The organism is Bradyrhizobium sediminis, assembly GCF_018736085.1.
In the GTDB taxonomy this organism is placed as follows: Bacteria; Pseudomonadota; Alphaproteobacteria; order Rhizobiales; family Xanthobacteraceae; genus Bradyrhizobium; species Bradyrhizobium sediminis.
Window position 1 is genome coordinate 2,610,947 of the sequence record NZ_CP076134.1, and the last position, 17,090, is coordinate 2,628,036.

16 protein-coding genes are annotated in these 17,090 nt (G+C 65.2%); 5 read left to right on the top strand and 11 right to left on the bottom strand.

The window, feature by feature from the left end:
* Positions 1–9: 9 nt before the first annotated feature.
* Entirely contained in the window at positions 10–609 is a 600-nt protein-coding gene (locus tag KMZ29_RS12625; RefSeq protein ID WP_215623939.1) for a TetR/AcrR family transcriptional regulator, read from the bottom strand.
* Between the two features lie 162 nt (positions 610–771).
* Here KMZ29_RS12625 and KMZ29_RS12630 point away from each other — a divergent pair, with 162 nt between their 5' ends.
* Positions 772–2,004: an MFS transporter gene (locus KMZ29_RS12630; protein WP_215623940.1), complete on the top strand. Its 1,233-nt coding sequence runs from the start codon at positions 772–774 to the stop codon at positions 2,002–2,004.
* 69 nt (positions 2,005–2,073) lie between these two features.
* On the opposite strand, the gene ccoG is transcribed toward KMZ29_RS12630, so the two are convergent.
* Together ccoG and KMZ29_RS12640 are read right to left on the bottom strand one after the other, a co-directional pair.
* Complete coding sequence (ccoG, locus tag KMZ29_RS12635) at positions 2,074–3,513, bottom strand: cytochrome c oxidase accessory protein CcoG (protein WP_215623941.1); 1,440 nt, start codon at positions 3,511–3,513, stop codon at positions 2,074–2,076.
* Between the two features lie 15 nt (positions 3,514–3,528).
* A complete protein-coding gene (locus KMZ29_RS12640) occupies positions 3,529–3,699 on the bottom strand; it encodes a hypothetical protein (protein WP_369810103.1) in 171 nt (56 codons plus the stop codon).
* 227 nt (positions 3,700–3,926) lie between these two features.
* Between KMZ29_RS12640 and KMZ29_RS12645 the strand changes: the two genes are divergently transcribed.
* Positions 3,927–4,445 (top strand): YeeE/YedE thiosulfate transporter family protein, encoded by a 519-nt coding sequence (locus KMZ29_RS12645; RefSeq protein WP_215623942.1) that lies wholly within the window; start codon positions 3,927–3,929, stop codon positions 4,443–4,445.
* A 17-nt stretch (positions 4,446–4,462) separates the two neighbouring features.
* Complete coding sequence (locus KMZ29_RS12650; RefSeq protein WP_215623943.1) at positions 4,463–5,080, top strand: YeeE/YedE thiosulfate transporter family protein; 618 nt, start codon at positions 4,463–4,465, stop codon at positions 5,078–5,080.
* Between the two features lie 70 nt (positions 5,081–5,150).
* Here KMZ29_RS12650 and rpmG read toward each other — a convergent pair whose 3' ends face one another.
* The 5 genes from rpmG to topA form a co-directional block, all read right to left on the bottom strand.
* The gene (gene rpmG / locus KMZ29_RS12655) at positions 5,151–5,318 is read right to left on the bottom strand and encodes a 50S ribosomal protein L33 (RefSeq protein ID WP_045008041.1); all 168 of its coding nucleotides are present in this window, start codon (positions 5,316–5,318) and stop codon (positions 5,151–5,153) included.
* 212 nt (positions 5,319–5,530) lie between these two features.
* A complete protein-coding gene (locus KMZ29_RS12660) occupies positions 5,531–6,265 on the bottom strand; it encodes an NUDIX hydrolase (RefSeq protein ID WP_215623944.1) in 735 nt (244 codons plus the stop codon).
* A 132-nt stretch (positions 6,266–6,397) separates the two neighbouring features.
* Positions 6,398–6,826 carry a DUF983 domain-containing protein gene (locus KMZ29_RS12665; protein WP_215623945.1) on the bottom strand — a complete coding sequence of 143 codons (429 nt, stop codon included), beginning with the start codon at positions 6,824–6,826 and terminating at the stop codon, positions 6,398–6,400.
* 4 nt (positions 6,827–6,830) lie between these two features.
* Positions 6,831–9,173, bottom strand: coding sequence for a ribonuclease R (gene rnr, locus KMZ29_RS12670; protein WP_215623946.1), 2,343 nt, complete (start codon positions 9,171–9,173; stop codon positions 6,831–6,833).
* Positions 9,174–11,924, bottom strand: a complete 2,751-nt coding sequence (gene topA, locus KMZ29_RS12675) for a type I DNA topoisomerase (RefSeq protein WP_215623947.1) — start codon at positions 11,922–11,924, stop codon at positions 9,174–9,176.
* A gap of 403 nt (positions 11,925–12,327) precedes the next feature.
* On the opposite strand from topA, the gene KMZ29_RS12680 reads away from it, so the two are divergent.
* The gene (locus KMZ29_RS12680) at positions 12,328–12,471 is read left to right on the top strand and encodes a hypothetical protein (protein ID WP_215623948.1); all 144 of its coding nucleotides are present in this window, start codon (positions 12,328–12,330) and stop codon (positions 12,469–12,471) included.
* Positions 12,472–12,507: 36 nt separating this feature from the next.
* Here KMZ29_RS12680 and dprA read toward each other — a convergent pair whose 3' ends face one another.
* Positions 12,508–13,620, bottom strand: coding sequence for a DNA-processing protein DprA (dprA, locus tag KMZ29_RS12685; RefSeq protein WP_215623949.1), 1,113 nt, complete (start codon positions 13,618–13,620; stop codon positions 12,508–12,510).
* Between the two features lie 153 nt (positions 13,621–13,773).
* Here dprA and KMZ29_RS12690 point away from each other — a divergent pair, with 153 nt between their 5' ends.
* The gene (locus KMZ29_RS12690; RefSeq protein ID WP_215623950.1) at positions 13,774–15,012 is read left to right on the top strand and encodes an amidase; all 1,239 of its coding nucleotides are present in this window, start codon (positions 13,774–13,776) and stop codon (positions 15,010–15,012) included.
* Positions 15,013–15,150: 138 nt separating this feature from the next.
* On the opposite strand, the gene plsY is transcribed toward KMZ29_RS12690, so the two are convergent.
* Both plsY and KMZ29_RS12700 read right to left on the bottom strand, forming a co-directional pair.
* Positions 15,151–15,744, bottom strand: a complete 594-nt coding sequence (gene plsY, locus KMZ29_RS12695) for a glycerol-3-phosphate 1-O-acyltransferase PlsY (protein ID WP_215623951.1) — start codon at positions 15,742–15,744, stop codon at positions 15,151–15,153.
* Between the two features lie 41 nt (positions 15,745–15,785).
* Positions 15,786–17,087 (bottom strand): dihydroorotase, encoded by a 1,302-nt coding sequence (locus tag KMZ29_RS12700; RefSeq protein ID WP_215623952.1) that lies wholly within the window; start codon positions 17,085–17,087, stop codon positions 15,786–15,788.
* Positions 17,088–17,090 lie beyond the last annotated feature (3 nt).

The window sequence follows — 17,090 nt, forward strand, 5'->3', positions numbered from 1 at the left end:
CGACCTGTTCTATACCGCGCCGCCGCGGCGTATGGGTCCCCGCGTTCGCGGGGACGACGGTTGAGTGTGCTCTCCGCCAACCTCCACCCCCGCATTCGCCAGCAGCACCTTCGCGGCCTGCTTTGCCGCGCGCGCCATCGAGGGATCGTTGCGCACCAGGTCCTGCGCGATCGAGCCGTCGACCAGCAGCGTCAATTGGGTCGCGAGGCCTTCGGCGTCGGTGACGCCGAGCTGCTGCAACAGATCGCGGAACCAGAGGCGGCGGCTTTCCTTGAAGGCGATCGCGATCTTCCTGACCGACCGATCCTCGGTACCGAGTTCGGCCACCGCGTTGACGAACGGGCAGCCGCGAAAACCCTTGGACGCGAAACCGCGTTCCAGCCGGTCGAAGGTGCCGAGAATCTGTTCGACCGGTGGCTTGTCGGAGGCGGGGGCCTGCGTGAAGCGCCGCTGCAGGTAGGCCGCTATCAATTCGTCCTTGGAAGGGAAGTGGTTGTATAGCGTGCGCTTGCTGATGCCGATTTCGGCGGCGATGGTGTCGACGCCGACGGCGCGGATGCCGCGCAGATAGAACAGGCGGTCGGCGGTTTCGAGAATCCGCTCCTTCATGGCCGGTTTTTCGTGTGGCGGCATATCCCGTGGAAAACCTTTCTCCGCCTGCCTTGACAGCAGCGCCGCCTTGCATGCTAATTACACAGATCGGTGTAATCAAGTCCGATGCGACGGCAGGGCGGCAATTTTGGGCCGCGGCCCAACGGGAGAAGAACAAAAATGCCCCTGCTGCAGATCCTGCGTCCCACGCTCCCGATCCTGATCGGCGCCTCATTGATGCTCACGCTGAGCATGGGCCTGCGGCAAAGTCTCGGCATCTTCCTGCAGCCGCTGACGCAGGACATCAGGATATCGGTCTCCGATTTCACGCTGGCGCTGGCGGTGCAGAACCTCGCTTGGGGATTCCTGCAGCCGCTCGCCGGTGCGATGACGGTGCGGTTCGGCTTTCGCCCGATCATGATTGTGGGTTCGGCGCTTTACATCGTCGGCCTTGCGCTGATGGCGAGTGCGCAGGGGATGCTCAGCATCATGATCGGGGCGGGCGTGCTGATCGGCATGTCGCTGGCCTGCACTGCCAACGCCATCGCCATGTCGGTGGCGGCGCGTGCGGTGCCTGCGGCGGTGCGCAGCACTGTCATGGGCATCGTCTCGGCGGCGGGATCGCTCGGCGCGCTGCTGTCGGCGCCGATCGGGCAGGTTCTGAACGAGGGCTATGGCTGGCGGACGGGCCTGACCGGCTTTGTGATTCTGTCGCTGCTGATGCTGCCTGCGGCCTGGTACGCGGGCCGGGTCGACAAGGTTCCGCTGCCGCCCAAGGGACCCGACGACATCGCCGATACTTCGGCCGCCGTGGCGGTGAAGATCGCGTTCGGCAATGCGTCGTTCGTGGTGATGACGCTGGCCTATTTCGTCTGCGGCATGCAGCTCGTCTTTCTCACCACGCACCTGCCGTCGTATCTGGCGATCTGCGGCATGGATCCGATGCTGAGCGCGCAGACGCTGGGCATGATCGGCGGCTTCAACGTGCTGGGCAGCCTGTTCTTCGGCTGGGCCGGCGAACGATGGAACAAGCTGGCGTTGCTGGGCGCGATCTACATTTCGCGCTCGCTGATTCTGGCCTGGTACTTCACGCTGCCGGCGTCGCCGGCAACGACGCTGCTGTTCGGCGCACTGATGGGCTTCCTGTGGATGGGTGTCGGACCGCTGGTCGCCGGCGCGGTGGCCGAAATGTTCGGGCTGCAATGGCAGGCGATGATCCAGGGCCTCGCCTTCATGAGCCATCAGCTCGGCAGCTTTCTCGGCGCCTATGGCGGCGGACTGCTGTACGACCAGCTCGGCTCCTACACCATGGCGTGGCGGATCGGCGTGGCGCTCGGCCTGGCCGGCGGAATCATCCAGGTCGCATTTGCGCTGATCCGGCCATCGGCGCCGCCGATGGTGGCGGCGCGATAGGCATAGCGTTTTCGAGCGAAGTGGGTACCGGTTCGCGTAAAGAAAACGCGTCCAATAAAAGCTATCGCATCAGTGGCCGGCCGGCACAAAGTGGTCGCGTACCGAGGCGGTCTGGCCGGTTGCGGTTTCGGCGGCCCTGAACTCGATGTCGGCTGCTTCCTTCGGCAGCTTCGCCGCTGGCACCTGCACGGACACCCTGACTTCCCTGGTCTGGTCGGGCCCGACCTCGACGATCAGTTTCCCGTCCGCGCCGCGTTCGATCCCTGAGGTGCGAATCTCGGCGGCGGGAAGACCCAGCACTTCCAGCGCGAAGGAGCGGGACACGCCGGCCTTGTTGAGGAAGCGTATGGTAAAATCGTTCCGGACGCTGCCGTCGCTCAGGGTGACGAACAGCGGGCTGCGTTCGTGCAGTGCGCTGATGCCCATCGAGCTGCGGGTCGCCAGCGTGTACAGCATGATGCCGCCGACCACGGCGATGATGGCGGCGTAGAGCACGGTGCGCGCCCGGATCAGGCGATAGACCGGCGGCTTGCCGGCGAGCCGGCGCTCGGCGTTGATGTCGGTGTCGTAGGCGATCAGCCCGGTCGGCCGGTTGGTCTGCTGCATGATCGCGTCGCAGGCGTCGATGCAGAGCCCGCATTGAATGCAGCCGAGCTGGATGCCGTCGCGGATATCGACGCCGGTCGGGCACACATTGATGCATTGGTGGCAATCGATGCAGTCGCCGGCAGGCTCGCCGGCGAGGCGCAGCTGCTCGGCCTTCTTGACCGAGGTGCGGGGCTCGCCGCGGTCACGCCGGTAGGTGACGTTGAGCGCCCATTCGTCCGTCAGCGCCGCCTGGATGCGCGGCCACGGGCACATATAGATGCAAACCTGCTCGCGCGCGTGGCCGGCGAACACATAGGTGGTCGCGGTCAGGATGCCGATCCAGAGATAGGCGACGAATGGCGCCTGCAAGGTGGCGAGTTCCTTCACCAGCGTCGGCGCATCGGCGAAATACAGCACCCAGGCGCCGCCGGTCCACCAGGCGATCATCAGCCACAGGAAGTGCTTGGTGGCGACCTCGCGCACATGGCTGAAGGTCCAGGCCCGCTTGTCCTTCAGGATGCGGTCGCGGCGGTCGCCCTCGACCCAGCGTTCGACGGCGTAGAACAGGTCGGTCCAGATGGTCTGCGGACAGAGATAGCCGCACCAGATGCGGCCTGCGACCGCGTTCATCAGGAACAGCGTCATCGCCGCGATGATCAGAAGGCCGGTGAAGTAATAGACCTCCTGCGGCCACAGCTCGATGAAGAAGAAATAGAAGCGGCGATGCGGCAGGTCGAGCAGCACCGCCTGGTTGGGCAGGCCGGGTCCGCGGTCCCAGCGCACGAAGGGCAGCAGGTAGTAGACCGCCAGTCCTACCGCCAGCAGCGTCCATTTGATCCGGCGAAACCGGCCATGGACGGCCTGCGGATAGACCTTCTTGCGGGGCGCATAAAGCGGCCCTTCGATGATGGTTTCGCCCATGACTTTGCTTTCGGATTATCGCGCCGCGGAGGCACCGATCATTCTTGCGACCAGATAGGACAGCGGCATTGCCACGGCGAAGCCGGACAGCACCGCGAACGGAATGTTCTTCATCGCCTCGGTGGCGAAGGAGGGGACGGCCAGCACCGCGATCACCGCGGAGCCTGCGAGCGCAGTCCCGAGCATTATCCAAACGAGGAGTGAGATCTTGAACACAGCCCCACCTTTCCTGCTTGTAGAAAAACGTACTGCTCCAGCATATCGATCGACGCATCGATCGGCAGCCAATCACCGCTGCATTGCAACATTCTATTCGCCGCATTCGGCGAAACCGGTTGATCCATATCAATAAGGCATTGCCGACCGACAATATATTATGCAATGCTAATATACTGATTTGAGGGAGGTTGCTGATGTCGCCTTTTGACAAGGCCTGGTCGCCTTACGCCGCGGGTATCCTGATAGGCCTGTTGCAGATCCCGGCATTCCTGATCATCGAGACCGCACTTGGGGCATCGTCTTCATATGTCACTGTGGGTGCTGCGATTACCGGCCTGCTCGATCCGTCGCTGCTCAAGATCGATTATGCGGCCAAGCATATCGTGGCGAACGCCAAGAATCTCTGGCAGGTCGCGCTGGTCGGCGGCATTGCCGTGGGCGCCTTCGCATCGATGAAGCTGTCGGGCGCGGTCCGCGCGCCGGTCTCGCCGATCTGGGCAAAAGCGCTCGGCTCGCCGTCGCGCGGCTTGCGCTACGCGGTGGCGTTTGGTGCCGGCTTTCTGATGCTGTTCGGCGCACGGATCGCCGACGGCTGTACCAGCGGTCACGGCCTGTCGGGAATGGCGCAATTGTCGGTCGGCTCCACGGTCGCGGTCGCCGCGATGTTTGCCGGCGGCATTGCTACCGCCCTGCTGCTGCTGCGTCGCATTTAACCTCGGGAGGGATGGTCATGTCATCCGTTGCAGTCGGAATTCTAAGCGGCGTGCTGATGGGGATAGTGTTCGGCTTCGCGCTGGAAAAATCGCGGGTGTTCGAACCCGGAATGATCGTCGGCCAGATGCAGTTGCGCAACTGGATCATGCTCAAGGTGTTTCTAAGCGCGGTCGCGACCGGGGCAGTGGTGCTGGCGTTTCTCCATGGCTTCGGCTTCGTCAAGCTGCAGCCCAAGGCCGCGCTCTATGCCGCCGACATCGTCGGCGGGCTGATCCTCGGCGCGGGTATCGCGCTGGCGGGCGCATGTCCCGGCACCACGCTGGCGCAGATCGGCGTCGGCTATCGCGACGCGATCTTTACGCTGCTCGGTGGATTGTCCGGCGCGGTGGCGTTCTCCTACGCCCAGCCCTGGCTTGCCAAGTCGCTGATCGGCAGCGGGCCGAAACTGATCTTTTCGGATCTCGCCGGCATTCCCTACTGGCAGGGCGCGCTGGCCTTGGCCGCGGTCATCGTCGTCATCCTCGTGCTGATCGAGCGGCTGCGGCCGTGGCGCGACGATCTCGGCGCCGATGTCGACGGCGACGTTGCGGAGAAGTCATCGCAGCCGCGTGAGCGTCTGGCGCCTGCGGAATGACCTGACGCTGTTCGCCAAACAAAAACGGGGCCGCAAGGCCCCGTCCGGAAGTCGGTAACGTCCCGCGATGTTACTTGATCTTGGATTCGCGGAATTCGACATGCTTGCGCGCGACCGGGTCGTACTTCTTCTTGACCAGCTTGTCGGTCATGGTGCGCGAATTCTTCTTGGCGACGTAGTAGAAGCCGGTATCCGCCGAGGAAACGAGCTTGACCTTGATGGTGACCGCTTTGGCCATGTCGGGAACCTTTGATGTCTGGGAATCGGACGCCGGCCCATCAGGCCCGCATTTGCCGCGCAACCTAGCTTCTGATCGTCCAAAGTCAAGGTTTTAGCGGCCAAAAACCCTCGCAAAACCAGCGATTAACCCTCAAAGAAGTGGTTTTTCGGCCGCGGCAGGCCGAGAATTTCGCTGACTCTCCCTGCCATGATGGGAGGAGGGGTGGGCGCTCAAGCCTCGCCCAGCACATCCTTCTGCATCTTGCCGCCGTAGAAATGGAAGAACGGCACCGGCGCATCGTGGCTGAGCGGACCGGTGGCGAGACGCTTTTCCAGTTCGTTGAGAACGTTCCTGGTCATCGGGTGCGCGTCGGCGAGGTGCTTGGAGCCGAGATCGACCCAGACCAGCTCCACCAGTTCGGCCTCGGCATGGACCACGCCTTCGACGCGGTGCGCGATGGCTGACGCGTCCGCGGTAAAGAACCGGGTATCGAAACGGCGGACGCGGCCGGGCGGGGTGATGGCCCGCGCAATCAGGAAAAGGCCGGACGGATCTGGCAACAAGCCCGCTTCGGTGAAGGGTTTCCACGCGCCTTCCAGCGCCGGCGTCTTGCCGTCGGTCTTGCGCCCGAGGCAGAGCCCGGTTTCCTCGCAGGCCTCGCGGATCGCGGCGACCGCAAGCGATTTCGCGCGCGACGGCGTGATCTTGGGGCTGCCCTTGAGCAGGTTGGTTTCCAGCGCCTTCGTTATCGGGGCCGCCACCGGGACGCGGTTGTCCGATTTGTCGACGCGGCCGCCCGGAAAGACGAACTTGCCGGGCATGAACACCACCTTGTCGTGGCGCTTGCCGACCAGCACTTTCGGAGTGGCGGCGGCGCGATCGACCAGGATCAGCGTGGCGGCGTCCTTCGGCCGGAAATAAGGGTGGTGATCAGCTTCTTTTTCTTCTTTTGCAGCCTCGCTCATTTCGCTCCCGTTTCTTTTCTCGGGCCTTTTCGGTTCCGATCAAATCAGAACCGGGCTCGATTGTTTTGTCTGACGCGTTTTCTTCACGCGAACCGGCTTCCACGTCGCTTGAAAACGCAATGAAACGCCACGCTACTTGTCGGAATTTTGCTCGTCAAATCCATGCATGCGCAACGCCCATTGGAACCCGACCACCGCGCCTTTCACCGGTTGCAGCAACAGCAGGGAGGCGATCAGGGTGCCCGGCAGGTAGATCGACAATTGCAGTGGCACGGGAGGCGAAAAGTGGGTTTCGATCGTCAGCGCCAGCGGCACCATGACGTGACCGACGATGACGATGACGAGATAGGCCGGAAGATCGTCGGCGCGATGCGGCGTGAAATCCTGTTTGCAGACCGAGCAGTGATCGTCCACTTTCAGGAACGCGCGAAACAGCTTGCCTTCGCCGCAGCGCGGGCAGCGGCCGCGCAATCCGCGTGTCAACGCGGTCCAGACATTGCGCTTGGCGGCCGGCGCCGAATCTGCCGTCCAGATTTTCGCATGTGCAGTGACGGTATCCATCATCTCATCCTTTGAAGGGCTTGCCCTTCTTCGATTTGCCTGACTTGCCGCCTGACTTGGCCTTGCCCGGCCTGCGGTCTTTCTTGCGCGAGCTGCGGCCCGGATGCGCCTTCGCCTTGGCCCGCATCGTGTCATCAGCGCCCGGGCGTCGGTGCCCGCGCGGCGCGATCTTGCCTTCCGAAAGTAGTTCGAACCGCAGCGCGCCCGCGACCGGGGCTGCTTCTACCAGACGAACGTCGACAACGTCACCCAGCCGGTGCATGGCACCGCTGCGTGTGCCGACCAGCGCGTGGCGCGTCGCGTCATAGTTGAAATACTCGGTGCCCAGCGTCCGGATCGGGATCAGGCCGTCGGCGCCGGTATCCGAGAGTTTGACGAACAGTCCGGAGCGGGTGACGCCGGAGATGCGGCCCTGGAACGTGACCCCGATGCGGTCGGCGAGGAAATGCGCGATCAGGCGGTCGGCGGTTTCGCGTTCCGCCTTCATGGCGCGGCGTTCGGTGACGGAAATCTGGGCAGAGACCTCGGCCAGCGTTTCCACCGTCTCGGTCTCCGGCAACGCGCCTTCGCCGAGGCCGAGACCGCGGATCAGGGCGCGATGCACGACGAGGTCGGCATAGCGGCGGATCGGCGAGGTGAAATGCGCATAGCGCCGCAAGTTGAGGCCGAAATGGCCGTAATTCTCGGCGGCGTATTCGGCCTGGGATTGCGAGCGCAGCACTACTTCATTCACCAGCAGTTCGGCATCGTGCCCCCTGACCTGCGCCAGCACGTAGTTGAACAGCGAGGGACGCAACGCGCCGCTCTTGGCGAACGGCAGATTCAGGGTCTTGAGGAATTCCCGGAGGTTATGAACCTTCTCGAGCGTCGGTTCATCATGCACCCGGTAGATCAGCGGCAGCGCCTTCTTTTCGAGCATCTCGGCCGCGGCGACATTGGCGAGGATCATGAATTCCTCGATCAGTTTGTGCGCGTCCAGCCGCTCCGGCACGATCACGCGGTCCACCGTGCCGTCGGGCTTCAAGAGGATCTTGCGTTCGGGCATGTCGAGATCAAGCGGCTCGCGTTCGTCGCGTGCCTTCTTCACGGTCGCATAGGCGTCGTAGAGCGGTTTCAGGATCGGATCGAGCAGGGGGCCGGTGGTGTCGTCGGGCCGTCCGTCGATCGCCGCCTGCGCCTGCGCGTAGTTCAACTTCGCCGCCGAACGCATCAGGATGCGATGGAAACTGTGCGACCGCTTGCGGCCGTCACTGCCGATCACCATCCGCACCGCCAGTGCGCCGCGCGGCTCGCCCGGCACCAGCGAGCACAGATCGTTGGAGATGCGCTCGGGCAGCATCGGCACCACGCGGTCCGGGAAATACACCGAATTGCCGCGCGTCAGCGCATCGCGATCGAGCGCCGAGCCCGGCCGCACATAGAATGCGACGTCGGCGATCGCGACGCTGACGATGTAGCCGCCCCTGTTGTTGGGATCGGCGTCCGGTTCGGCATGCACCGCGTCGTCATGGTCCTTGGCGTCGGGCGGGTCGATGGTGACCAGCGGCAGTTCGCGCCAGTCCTCGCGGCCGGCAAGCGTCGCCGGCTTGGCCGCCTCGGCCTCGCGCAGCGCTGATGGCGTGAAGGCTTGCGGAATTTCGTGGGAGTGAATGGCGATCAGGCTGACCGCTTTTTCGGACGCCAGCGATCCCAGCCGCTCCCTGACCTTGCCCGAGGCGAGGCCGAAACCGCGTGAGCGGACGAGGTCGACGCTGACGAGGTCGCCGTCCTCGGCGCCGCCGGTATCGGCCTTGGCGATGTTCAATTCACGCCCGGCCTGTTTCTTGTCGACCGGAATCAGCCGTCCGCCGCCGGCGGGGTTGCTGCGGAAGATACCGAGCACGCGAGCCCTGGCGTGATCGATGACCTTGATGACGCGGGCGCGATAGACCGCGCCTTCGGCGTCGTCCAGTTTCTCGATGCGCAGCAATGCGCGGTCGCCGACGCCGGCCGCGGTGCCCGGTTGCGGCCGTCTTGGAATATGAATGCGGAGTTTCGGCGGCTCGCCGCTTTCGACCTCGTCCCATTCGGTCGGGGTCGCGATCAGCTCACCGTCGGCATCGCGGCCGCTGATGTCGGCCATCAGGGTCGCGGGCAGGGCGGCAGGCTCGGCGATCTTCCTGCCGCGTTTTTCGATTGCGCCGGCGTCGGCCAGTTCACGCAGGATGCGTTTCAGTTCGGCGCGATCGGCGTTCTTCAGGCCGAACTCCCGCGCGATCTCGCGGGTGCCGACCTTTCCCGGATGCGCGCGGATAAAGGCGACGATGGCGTCCCGTTCGGGAAAACCTCTGTCGCGTTGCCTGGCCATTTACCCGCGGGCCTTGCCGGCGCTTTTCTTCGCCGGCGTCTTGGGCGCGGGCTTCGCCGCCGATGTCTTGGCGGCCGGCGTCACCGGCGCGCGCGCCTTGCTGACGGAATCGGTCTTCGGCTTGGCCGCGGCTTTCTTCGCGACCGCCTTCTTGGCCGGCTTCGGCGCCTTGGCCTCCGCCTCGGCCTTGGCAGGCTTCTTCGCAGGCGCCTTCTTCTTGCCCCGCGCGGGCTTGCCGCCGCCCTTGGCCACGCGCTCGTCGATCAGCGCGATGGCTTCCTCCAGCGTGATGGTGTCCTGCGTCTTGTCGCTCGGGATCGTGGCATTGACGCCGCCGGCTGTGACATAGGCGCCGTAGCGCCCGCTCTTGACCGCGACGCCGCCGAGGGTGGGGTGATCGCCCAGCGGCTTGCCGGGATCGGCGCCGAAGCGGCGGCCGCTCGGTCCCTTGGCGATCTTCTCGGCGATCAGCGTCACCGCGCGGTTGAGGCCAATGTCGAATACTTCGTCGCCGGCCTCCAGGCTGGCATAGGTCTTTTCGTGCTTCACGAACGGGCCGAAACGGCCGAGCCCGGCAATGATCGGCTCGCCGGTCTCCGGATGCTTGCCGATCTCGCGCGGCAGCGACAACAATTTCAGCGCCAGATCGAGTTCCATGTCGGAAGGTGACATGTTCTTCGGAATGCCGGCGCGCTTCGGCTTCTCGCCTTCGGCATAGTCCTTCTGCTCGCCGAGCTGGATATAGGGACCGAACCGCCCGGCCTTTACCACGACGTCACGATCGGTCTCGGGATCCTTGCCGAGGATGCGATCGGCGCTGGCCTCGCTGTCGGCGGCGAGCGGGCGGGTATAACGGCACTCCGGATAGTTGGTGCAGCCGACGAAGGCGCCGAATTTTCCGGCCTTGAGGTTGAGCTTGCCGGTGCCGCAGGTCGGGCATTGCCTGACATCGCCGCCATCCGCGCGCGGCGGATAGATGTGCGGCCCCAGCATGTCGTCAAGCGCGTCGAGCACCTGCGTCACCCGCAGATCCTTGATCTCGTTGACGGCGCCGATGAACCCGGTCCAGAAATCCTGCAGCACCTGCTGCCAGGAAATCTCGTTGTTGGAGATGCGGTCGAGCTTCTCTTCGAGGTCGGCGGTGAAGTCGTATTCGACATAGCGGGCGAAGAAGTTTTCCAGGAACGCGACCACGACGCGGCCCTTGTCCTCGCCGTGCAGGCGCTTCTTCTCCAGCCTGACGTAGCCGCGGTCCTTCAGCACCTGCAGGATCGAGGCATAGGTCGAGGGACGGCCGATGCCGAGCTCTTCCATGCGCTTGACCAGCGAGGCCTCCGAGAAGCGCGGCGGCGGTTCGGTGAAGTGCTGGGTGACGGCGAGATCCTGCCGCTTCAGCGCTTCGCCCTCGCTCATGGCGGGAAGGCGGCGGCTGTCCTCGTCGTCGCCGTCGTCGTCGCGGCCTTCCTGATAGAGCGCGAGGAAGCCGTCGAACTTTACCACCTGGCCGGTGGCGCGCAGTTCCAGCACGCGGGAGCCGGCTTTCGCCGCGATGTCGACAGTGGTGCGTTCGAGCTCGGCGGATTCCATCTGGCTGGCGATGGTGCGGATCCAGATCAGTTCGTAGAGCTTGGCCTGATCGGTATCGAGGCGGCGGCGCATCTCGGCCGGACGTCGCGACAGATCGGTGGGGCGGATCGCTTCATGCGCTTCCTGGGCATTCTTGGCCTTGGTCTGGTACTGGCGCGGCGCTTCCGGCACATAGGCGTTGCCGTAATCCTCGCCGATCACCTTGCGCGCCTGCGTGATCGCCGAACCGTCGATCTGCACGCCGTCGGTACGCATATAGGTAATGAGTCCGGTGGTCTCGCCGCCGATGTCGATACCCTCATAGAGCCGCTGCGCGATCCGCATGGTGTGGGCCGGCGCGAAGCCGAGCTTGCGGCTGGCTTCCTGCTGTAAGGTCGAGGTGGTGAAGGGGGCCTGCGGATTGCGTCGCGCGGGCTTGGCTTCGACGGTGGAGACCGCGAAGTTGGCGGCCTCGATCGCCTTCTTCAAGTCTTCGGCTTCGGCGCCGCTGCCGATGTCGAGCCTTTGAATCTTCTTGCCGTCGGCGCCGACCAGCCGCGCCTCGAAGGCTTCGCCGCGCGGCGTCGTCAGCGTCGCCACCAGCGACCAGTATTCGCGGGGAACGAATTTCTCGATTTCGAGCTCGCGGTCGCAGACCAGCCGCAGCGCCACCGACTGCACGCGGCCGGCCGAGCGCGCGCCCGGCAATTTGCGCCACAACACAGGCGACAGCGTAAAGCCGACCAGATAGTCCAGCGCGCGGCGCGCCATATATGCGTCCACCAGCGCACCGTCGATCTGGCGCGGGTGCTTCATCGCGTCCGTCACCGCCTGCTTGGTGATGGCGTTGAACACCACGCGCTCGATCTTGTGGTCCTTGATCGCGCGCTTTTCCTTCAAGACCTCCAGCACGTGCCAGGAGATCGCTTCGCCCTCGCGATCGGGGTCGGTGGCGAGGATCAGCCGGTCGGCTCCCTTGAGCGCCTTGGCGATATCGTTGAGCCGGCCGGCCGCCTTGGGGTCGACCTCCCAGATCATCTGGAAGTTGGCGTCCGGATCGACCGATCCGTTCTTGGCCGGGAGGTCGCGGACATGGCCGAACGAGGCCAGGACCTCGTAGGACGAGCCCAGATATTTGTTGATCGTCTTGGCTTTCGCCGGCGACTCCACAATGACGATATTCATGTCATTCCAATAGCTTACGGGAAAAATAACGGGCCGGTTCCGCGAGACTCGCGCCGGCCGTTGCGACCCGAACATGGGTGGTGAGGCCGCCCCTGTCAAATCCGCAGATGTTAAGGGGGGCTCAAAGGGACACCTTGAGGCGTCCTTATGGTTGTAAAATACGTCTTATAGTTGCGCTCTCAAAAAGAGTATTTCAAAGAAATGATCGCAATAAGGGCAGCCGGCGCGAGCGCGCAGGCCGAAACGCGCCGGCGTCGGTTGGCTCTGGGATTTGGTTTCAGTTCGGCCATCCACACCTCTCGTCATTGTTGCGTGCGGCAATAAGCGTACTGAACCTTCATCGCCGTTGGGCAGATGCTTCCAAAGCAGGGAGCTTTGACCCCTGATATTTGGAGAGTCTGACATGCCGAAAGCGTTTCGCGCGTCATCTCCGGCCACCAGGAAGCCCGACAATAGCCCGCTGGTTACGATCGCATTGTTTTGCGGGAGCGGCCTGCTGGTGTCGCTCGTCGCCATGATGGCGGGCGTACAGGGGGCCTGGAACTAGCTGCGTGCACGGTGCGTGCGGAACGCGCGGTGCCCCTTAAATCAGCGACACCAGCCCGCCGCCGTGGCGTTCGAGACGTCCGGCGAGTTCGAGTTCCAGCAGCACGGCGCGCACCACGGCCGGCGAGACGCCGGCCATCCGGATCAGATCGTCGAGCAGCACCGGCGTCGGCCCGAGCAGGGCAGTGATGCGCGCGCGGTCGCTTGTTCCGGGCTCGACATCCAGCGGCTCATCGTCGGATTCGCGCAAATCGAGCGGGCGTCCCATGATCGGCTCGACGGCGGTGATGATGTCGGAGGCTTCCGTGGTCAGCGTCGCGCCCTGCTTGATCAAATCGTTGGTGCCGGCGGCGCGCGGATCGAGCGGCGAGCCCGGCACCGCGAAAACCTCGCGGCCCTGTTCGGCGGCGATTCTTGCCGTGATCAGCGATCCCGAGCGAAGCGCGGCTTCGACGACGACAACGCCAAGTGCTGCCCCCGAGATCAGCCGGTTGCGCCTTGGAAAATCGCGGGCGCGCGGCACGTGCCCCAGCGGCATTTCCGAAATCGCAGCCCCGCCGGAATCGAGTATCGCAGCCAGCAGGTCTTCGTGCTCGGGCGGATAGATCCGGTCATGGCCGCCGGCCAGCACCGCCACGGTGCCGCCGCTGATACTGGCGCGATGCGCCGCCTGGTCGATGCCGCGCGCCAGTCCCGACACGATGACAAAACCGGCATCGCTGAGATCGCGCGCCAGGGTGCCGGCAAATTTCAGCCCGGCGCCGGAGGCGTTGCGCGAGCCGACCACGGCGATCATCGGCCGCATCAGCGCGTCGGGCGCGCCGCGCACACCGAGCAAGGGCGGCGCATCGTCGAGGGTGGCGAGCCGCGGCGGATAGCTGACCTCGTCCGGCGCAAGCAGGCTGACGCCGATCCTCTGGCTGGCAGCCAGTTCGGCGCCCGCATCCTCCTCGCTGCAGATCCGGCCCGGACGCGCCGCGCCGCCACGCCGCGCCAGCTCGGGCAGCCGCTCCAGCGCGGCGCGCGCATTGCCGAAATGATGGAGCAGCGAGCGGAAGGTGCGGGGACCGACATTGTCACTGCGGATCAGCCGCAGCCGGTCGATCCGCTCGGCGTCGGTGAGGTGGGTGGTGCTGGTTCTAGTGTCCATGCTAGCGCAGCTTCGCCCAACCGTAGGGTGTGATCAACTCGTTTTAAGCGCGTGCGGCCTCTCTGCGTCATGCCTGGCCTTGTGCCGGGCATCCTTGCCCGATCCCGGCCCACTCCGTAAAAGCGGTGCGCTCTTTCACAGGAAACCATGGCCATGATCTCGCTCGCCGACCTCCAGCGCCGCATCGAAGCCGGCGAGCTCTCGCCCGATGCGGCGATCGCGCAGTCGGTCGAGGCTGTCGACGCGCATGACAAGACCATCGGTGCCTTTGTTTGCCGCGCCGAAGATCCCCGCGCGGCCAATTCCGGCCCGCTGCGCGGCATCGCGGTCGGGATCAAGGACATCATCGAGACCTCGGAGTTTCCGACCGAGATGGGTTCGTCGATCTACCGGGGTTTTCGGCCGCGCGCGGATGCGCCCGTGGTGATGATGCTGAAGCGGGCGGGGGCGACCATCGCCGGCAAGACCACGACGACGGCGTTCGCATTCGTCGACCCGACCGCGACGCTCAATCCGCGCAACCATGGTCATACGCCGGGCGGCTCGTCCTCGGGCTCGGCGGCAGCGGTCGCAGCCGGCATGATTCCGCTGGCGCTGGGGACGCAGACCGGTGGCTCGGTGATCCGGCCGGCCTCGTTCTGCGGCGTGGCCGCCATCAAACCGTCGTTCCGGATGCTGCCGACCGTCGGCGTGAAATGTTATTCGTGGACGCTGGATACGGTCGGGCTGTTCGCGGCCGGGGTCAAAGACCTCGCGCATGGCCTTTCCGCCATGACCAACCGGCCCGAATTGATGCCGAATGCGACGATCGCGACGCCACGCATCGGCGTGGTGACGCAGGATTTCGCCGGCGCGCCGGAGCCGGCGGGTGCCGACGCGCTGCGGATCGCAACGCGGGCGGCGGAACGTGCCGGCGCCACCGTCCGCGAACTGGCCTTGCCCGACATCGTCGCCGAGGCGTGGCGAATTCATCCGACCTTGCAGGAATACGAGGCGCATCATGCGCTGGCCTGGGAATACCGCACGCATCGCGACGCCATCCCGCCGCTGCTGCGCGCCAGACTCGACGAAACCACAGGGCTGCTGCCCGCCGACTACGATGCAGCGCGACGGATCGCGAACCGCGCCCGCAAGGCGCTGGCGCAACTCTTCGACGATGTCGACGTGCTGCTGACATTCTCCGCGCCGGGCGCTGCGCCGAAGGGATTGGCCTCGACCGGCGATCCCCGCTTCAACCGGCTGTGGACGCTGATGGGCGTGCCTTGCGTCAACGTTCCCGCCTACGTGGCGGACGGCGGCTTGCCGGTGGGTGTGCAGGTGATCGCGCGGTTCGGCAATGATACGGGAGCGCTGGAGGCGGCGCGGTTTGTGGAAGAGGCGCTGAGGCGGTGATGAAGGTGCCCGTCATTCCGGGACACGCGTCTTCGCGTGGACCCGGAATCTGGAGGTTGGGGAACGAGATTCCGGGTTCGCGCTAACGCGCGCCCTCAGACGCGCCAATTGGCGCGTCGGGGAATGACGACTACGTTTTCACTTCTCCCCGATCCGTCCCTCGGTGCCCGCCTGCAACCGCTTGATGTTTTCGCGGTGCATGTAGAACAGCAGCAAGGTCAGCACGGCGAACAATGAGGCCAGCGCGAGGTGGCCGAACCACCACAGGAAAATCGGCGTGACGAAGCTGGCGACCAGCGCCGACAGCGACGAGTAGCGCGTCGTCGCGGCGGTCCCAAGCCACAACACGCAGAACACCACGGCGGCCGGCCAGAACAGGCCGATCAGCACGCCGATATAAACAGCGACGCCCTTGCCGCCCTTGAACTTCAGCCAGACCGGGAACAGGTGGCCGAGGAACGCGCCGAGCCCCGCCAGCATCGCGGCGTTGGGGCCGCCGAAATAGCCTGATATCACCACCGCGACCGTGCCCTTCAGCATGTCGCAGAGCAGCGTCGCTGCGGCGAGGCCCTTGCGGCCGGTGCGCAGCACATTGGTGGCGCCGATATTGCCGGAGCCGATCGAGCGCAGGTCCTGCGTGCCGGCGAGTTTGGTGAGGAGCAGCCCGAACGGGATCGAGCCGAGGAGATAGCCGAGGATCAAGGCCACCGGCAGCCATGCATCAGGTGACATCACCGTGCCTCCCTTTGTCGTGCAACCCGCTTGAAAACGCTCTAGACATGCTCAAACACCGTCCGGCCGCCGACGATGGTGCGCACGACGCGGCCCGAGAAGCGGGCTTCGTCGAACGGCGTGTTCTTGCACTGCGATTTGAGATCGGCGGGATCGAGCACCCACGGCGTGTCGGCATCGATCACGATCACGTCGGCCGGCGAGCCCGACCGCAGCGTTCCGCCCGGCAGCCCGAGCAGTTCGGCCGGGCGCGTCGACATCGCGCGGATCAGGGTTTTGAAATCGGTCTCGCCATTGTGGATCAGCCGCAACGCCGCCGGCAGGATGGTCTGCAGGCCGATGGCGCCATAGGCGGCTTCCGCAAACGGCAGCCGCTTGACCTCGACGTCCTGCGGATTGTGGTCGGACATCACGACGTCGATCAGGCCGGAGGCGACGGCGGCGACCAGCGCGAGGCGGTCGTCCTCGGTGCGCAGCGGCGGCGACAGCTTCAGGAATGTCCGGTAGGGGCCGATGTCGTTCTCGTTCAGGGTCAGGTGATTGATCGAGACCGAGGCGGAGACCGCGAGGCCCGCATCGCGCGCGCGCTTGAGGATTTCCAGCGACTCGATGCAGCTCAGCGAGGCCGCGTGATAGCGCCCGCCGGTCAGTGCGACCAGGCGCATGTCGCGCTCCAGCATCACGGCCTCGGCGGCATTGGGGATGCCGACCAGCCCGAGCCGTGCTGCGAACTCGCCCTCGTTCATGACGCCTTCGCCGACGAGGTTGGGATCTTCGGTATGGTGCACGATCAGCGCGTCGAAGTCGCGGGCATAGGTCAGCGCGCGCCGCATCACCTGCGCATTGGTGACGCTGCGGTCGCCGTCGGTGAACGCCACGGCGCCGGCGGCCTTCAGCAGGCCGATCTCGGTCATTTCTTCGCCGCGCATGCCTTTTGTCAAAGCCGCCATCGGGTGGATGTTGACGATGGCGGTGTCGCGGGCGCGGCGCAGCACGAAGTCGACCGTGGCGGAATTGTCGATCACCGGGGAAGTATCGGGCTGGCAGATGATGGTGGTGATGCCGCCGGTCGCCGCCGCCTGGCTCGCGGAGGCAAAGGTTTCGCGGTGGCTGGCGCCGGGTTCGCCGACGAAGGCGCGCATGTCGATCAGCCCGGGGGCTATGATCTTGCCGGCGCAGTTGATGATATCGGTGCCTTCGGGCACCCCTGCGGCGCCGATGCCGCGCCTGGAATCGCGGATCACCCCGTCGGCGATCAGGACGTCGCCGGGGCCGTCGAAATCCCTGGAGGGATCGACCACGCGGGCATTGGCGAGCAGGATCGGGCGGCGGTCGGTCAGCATGGC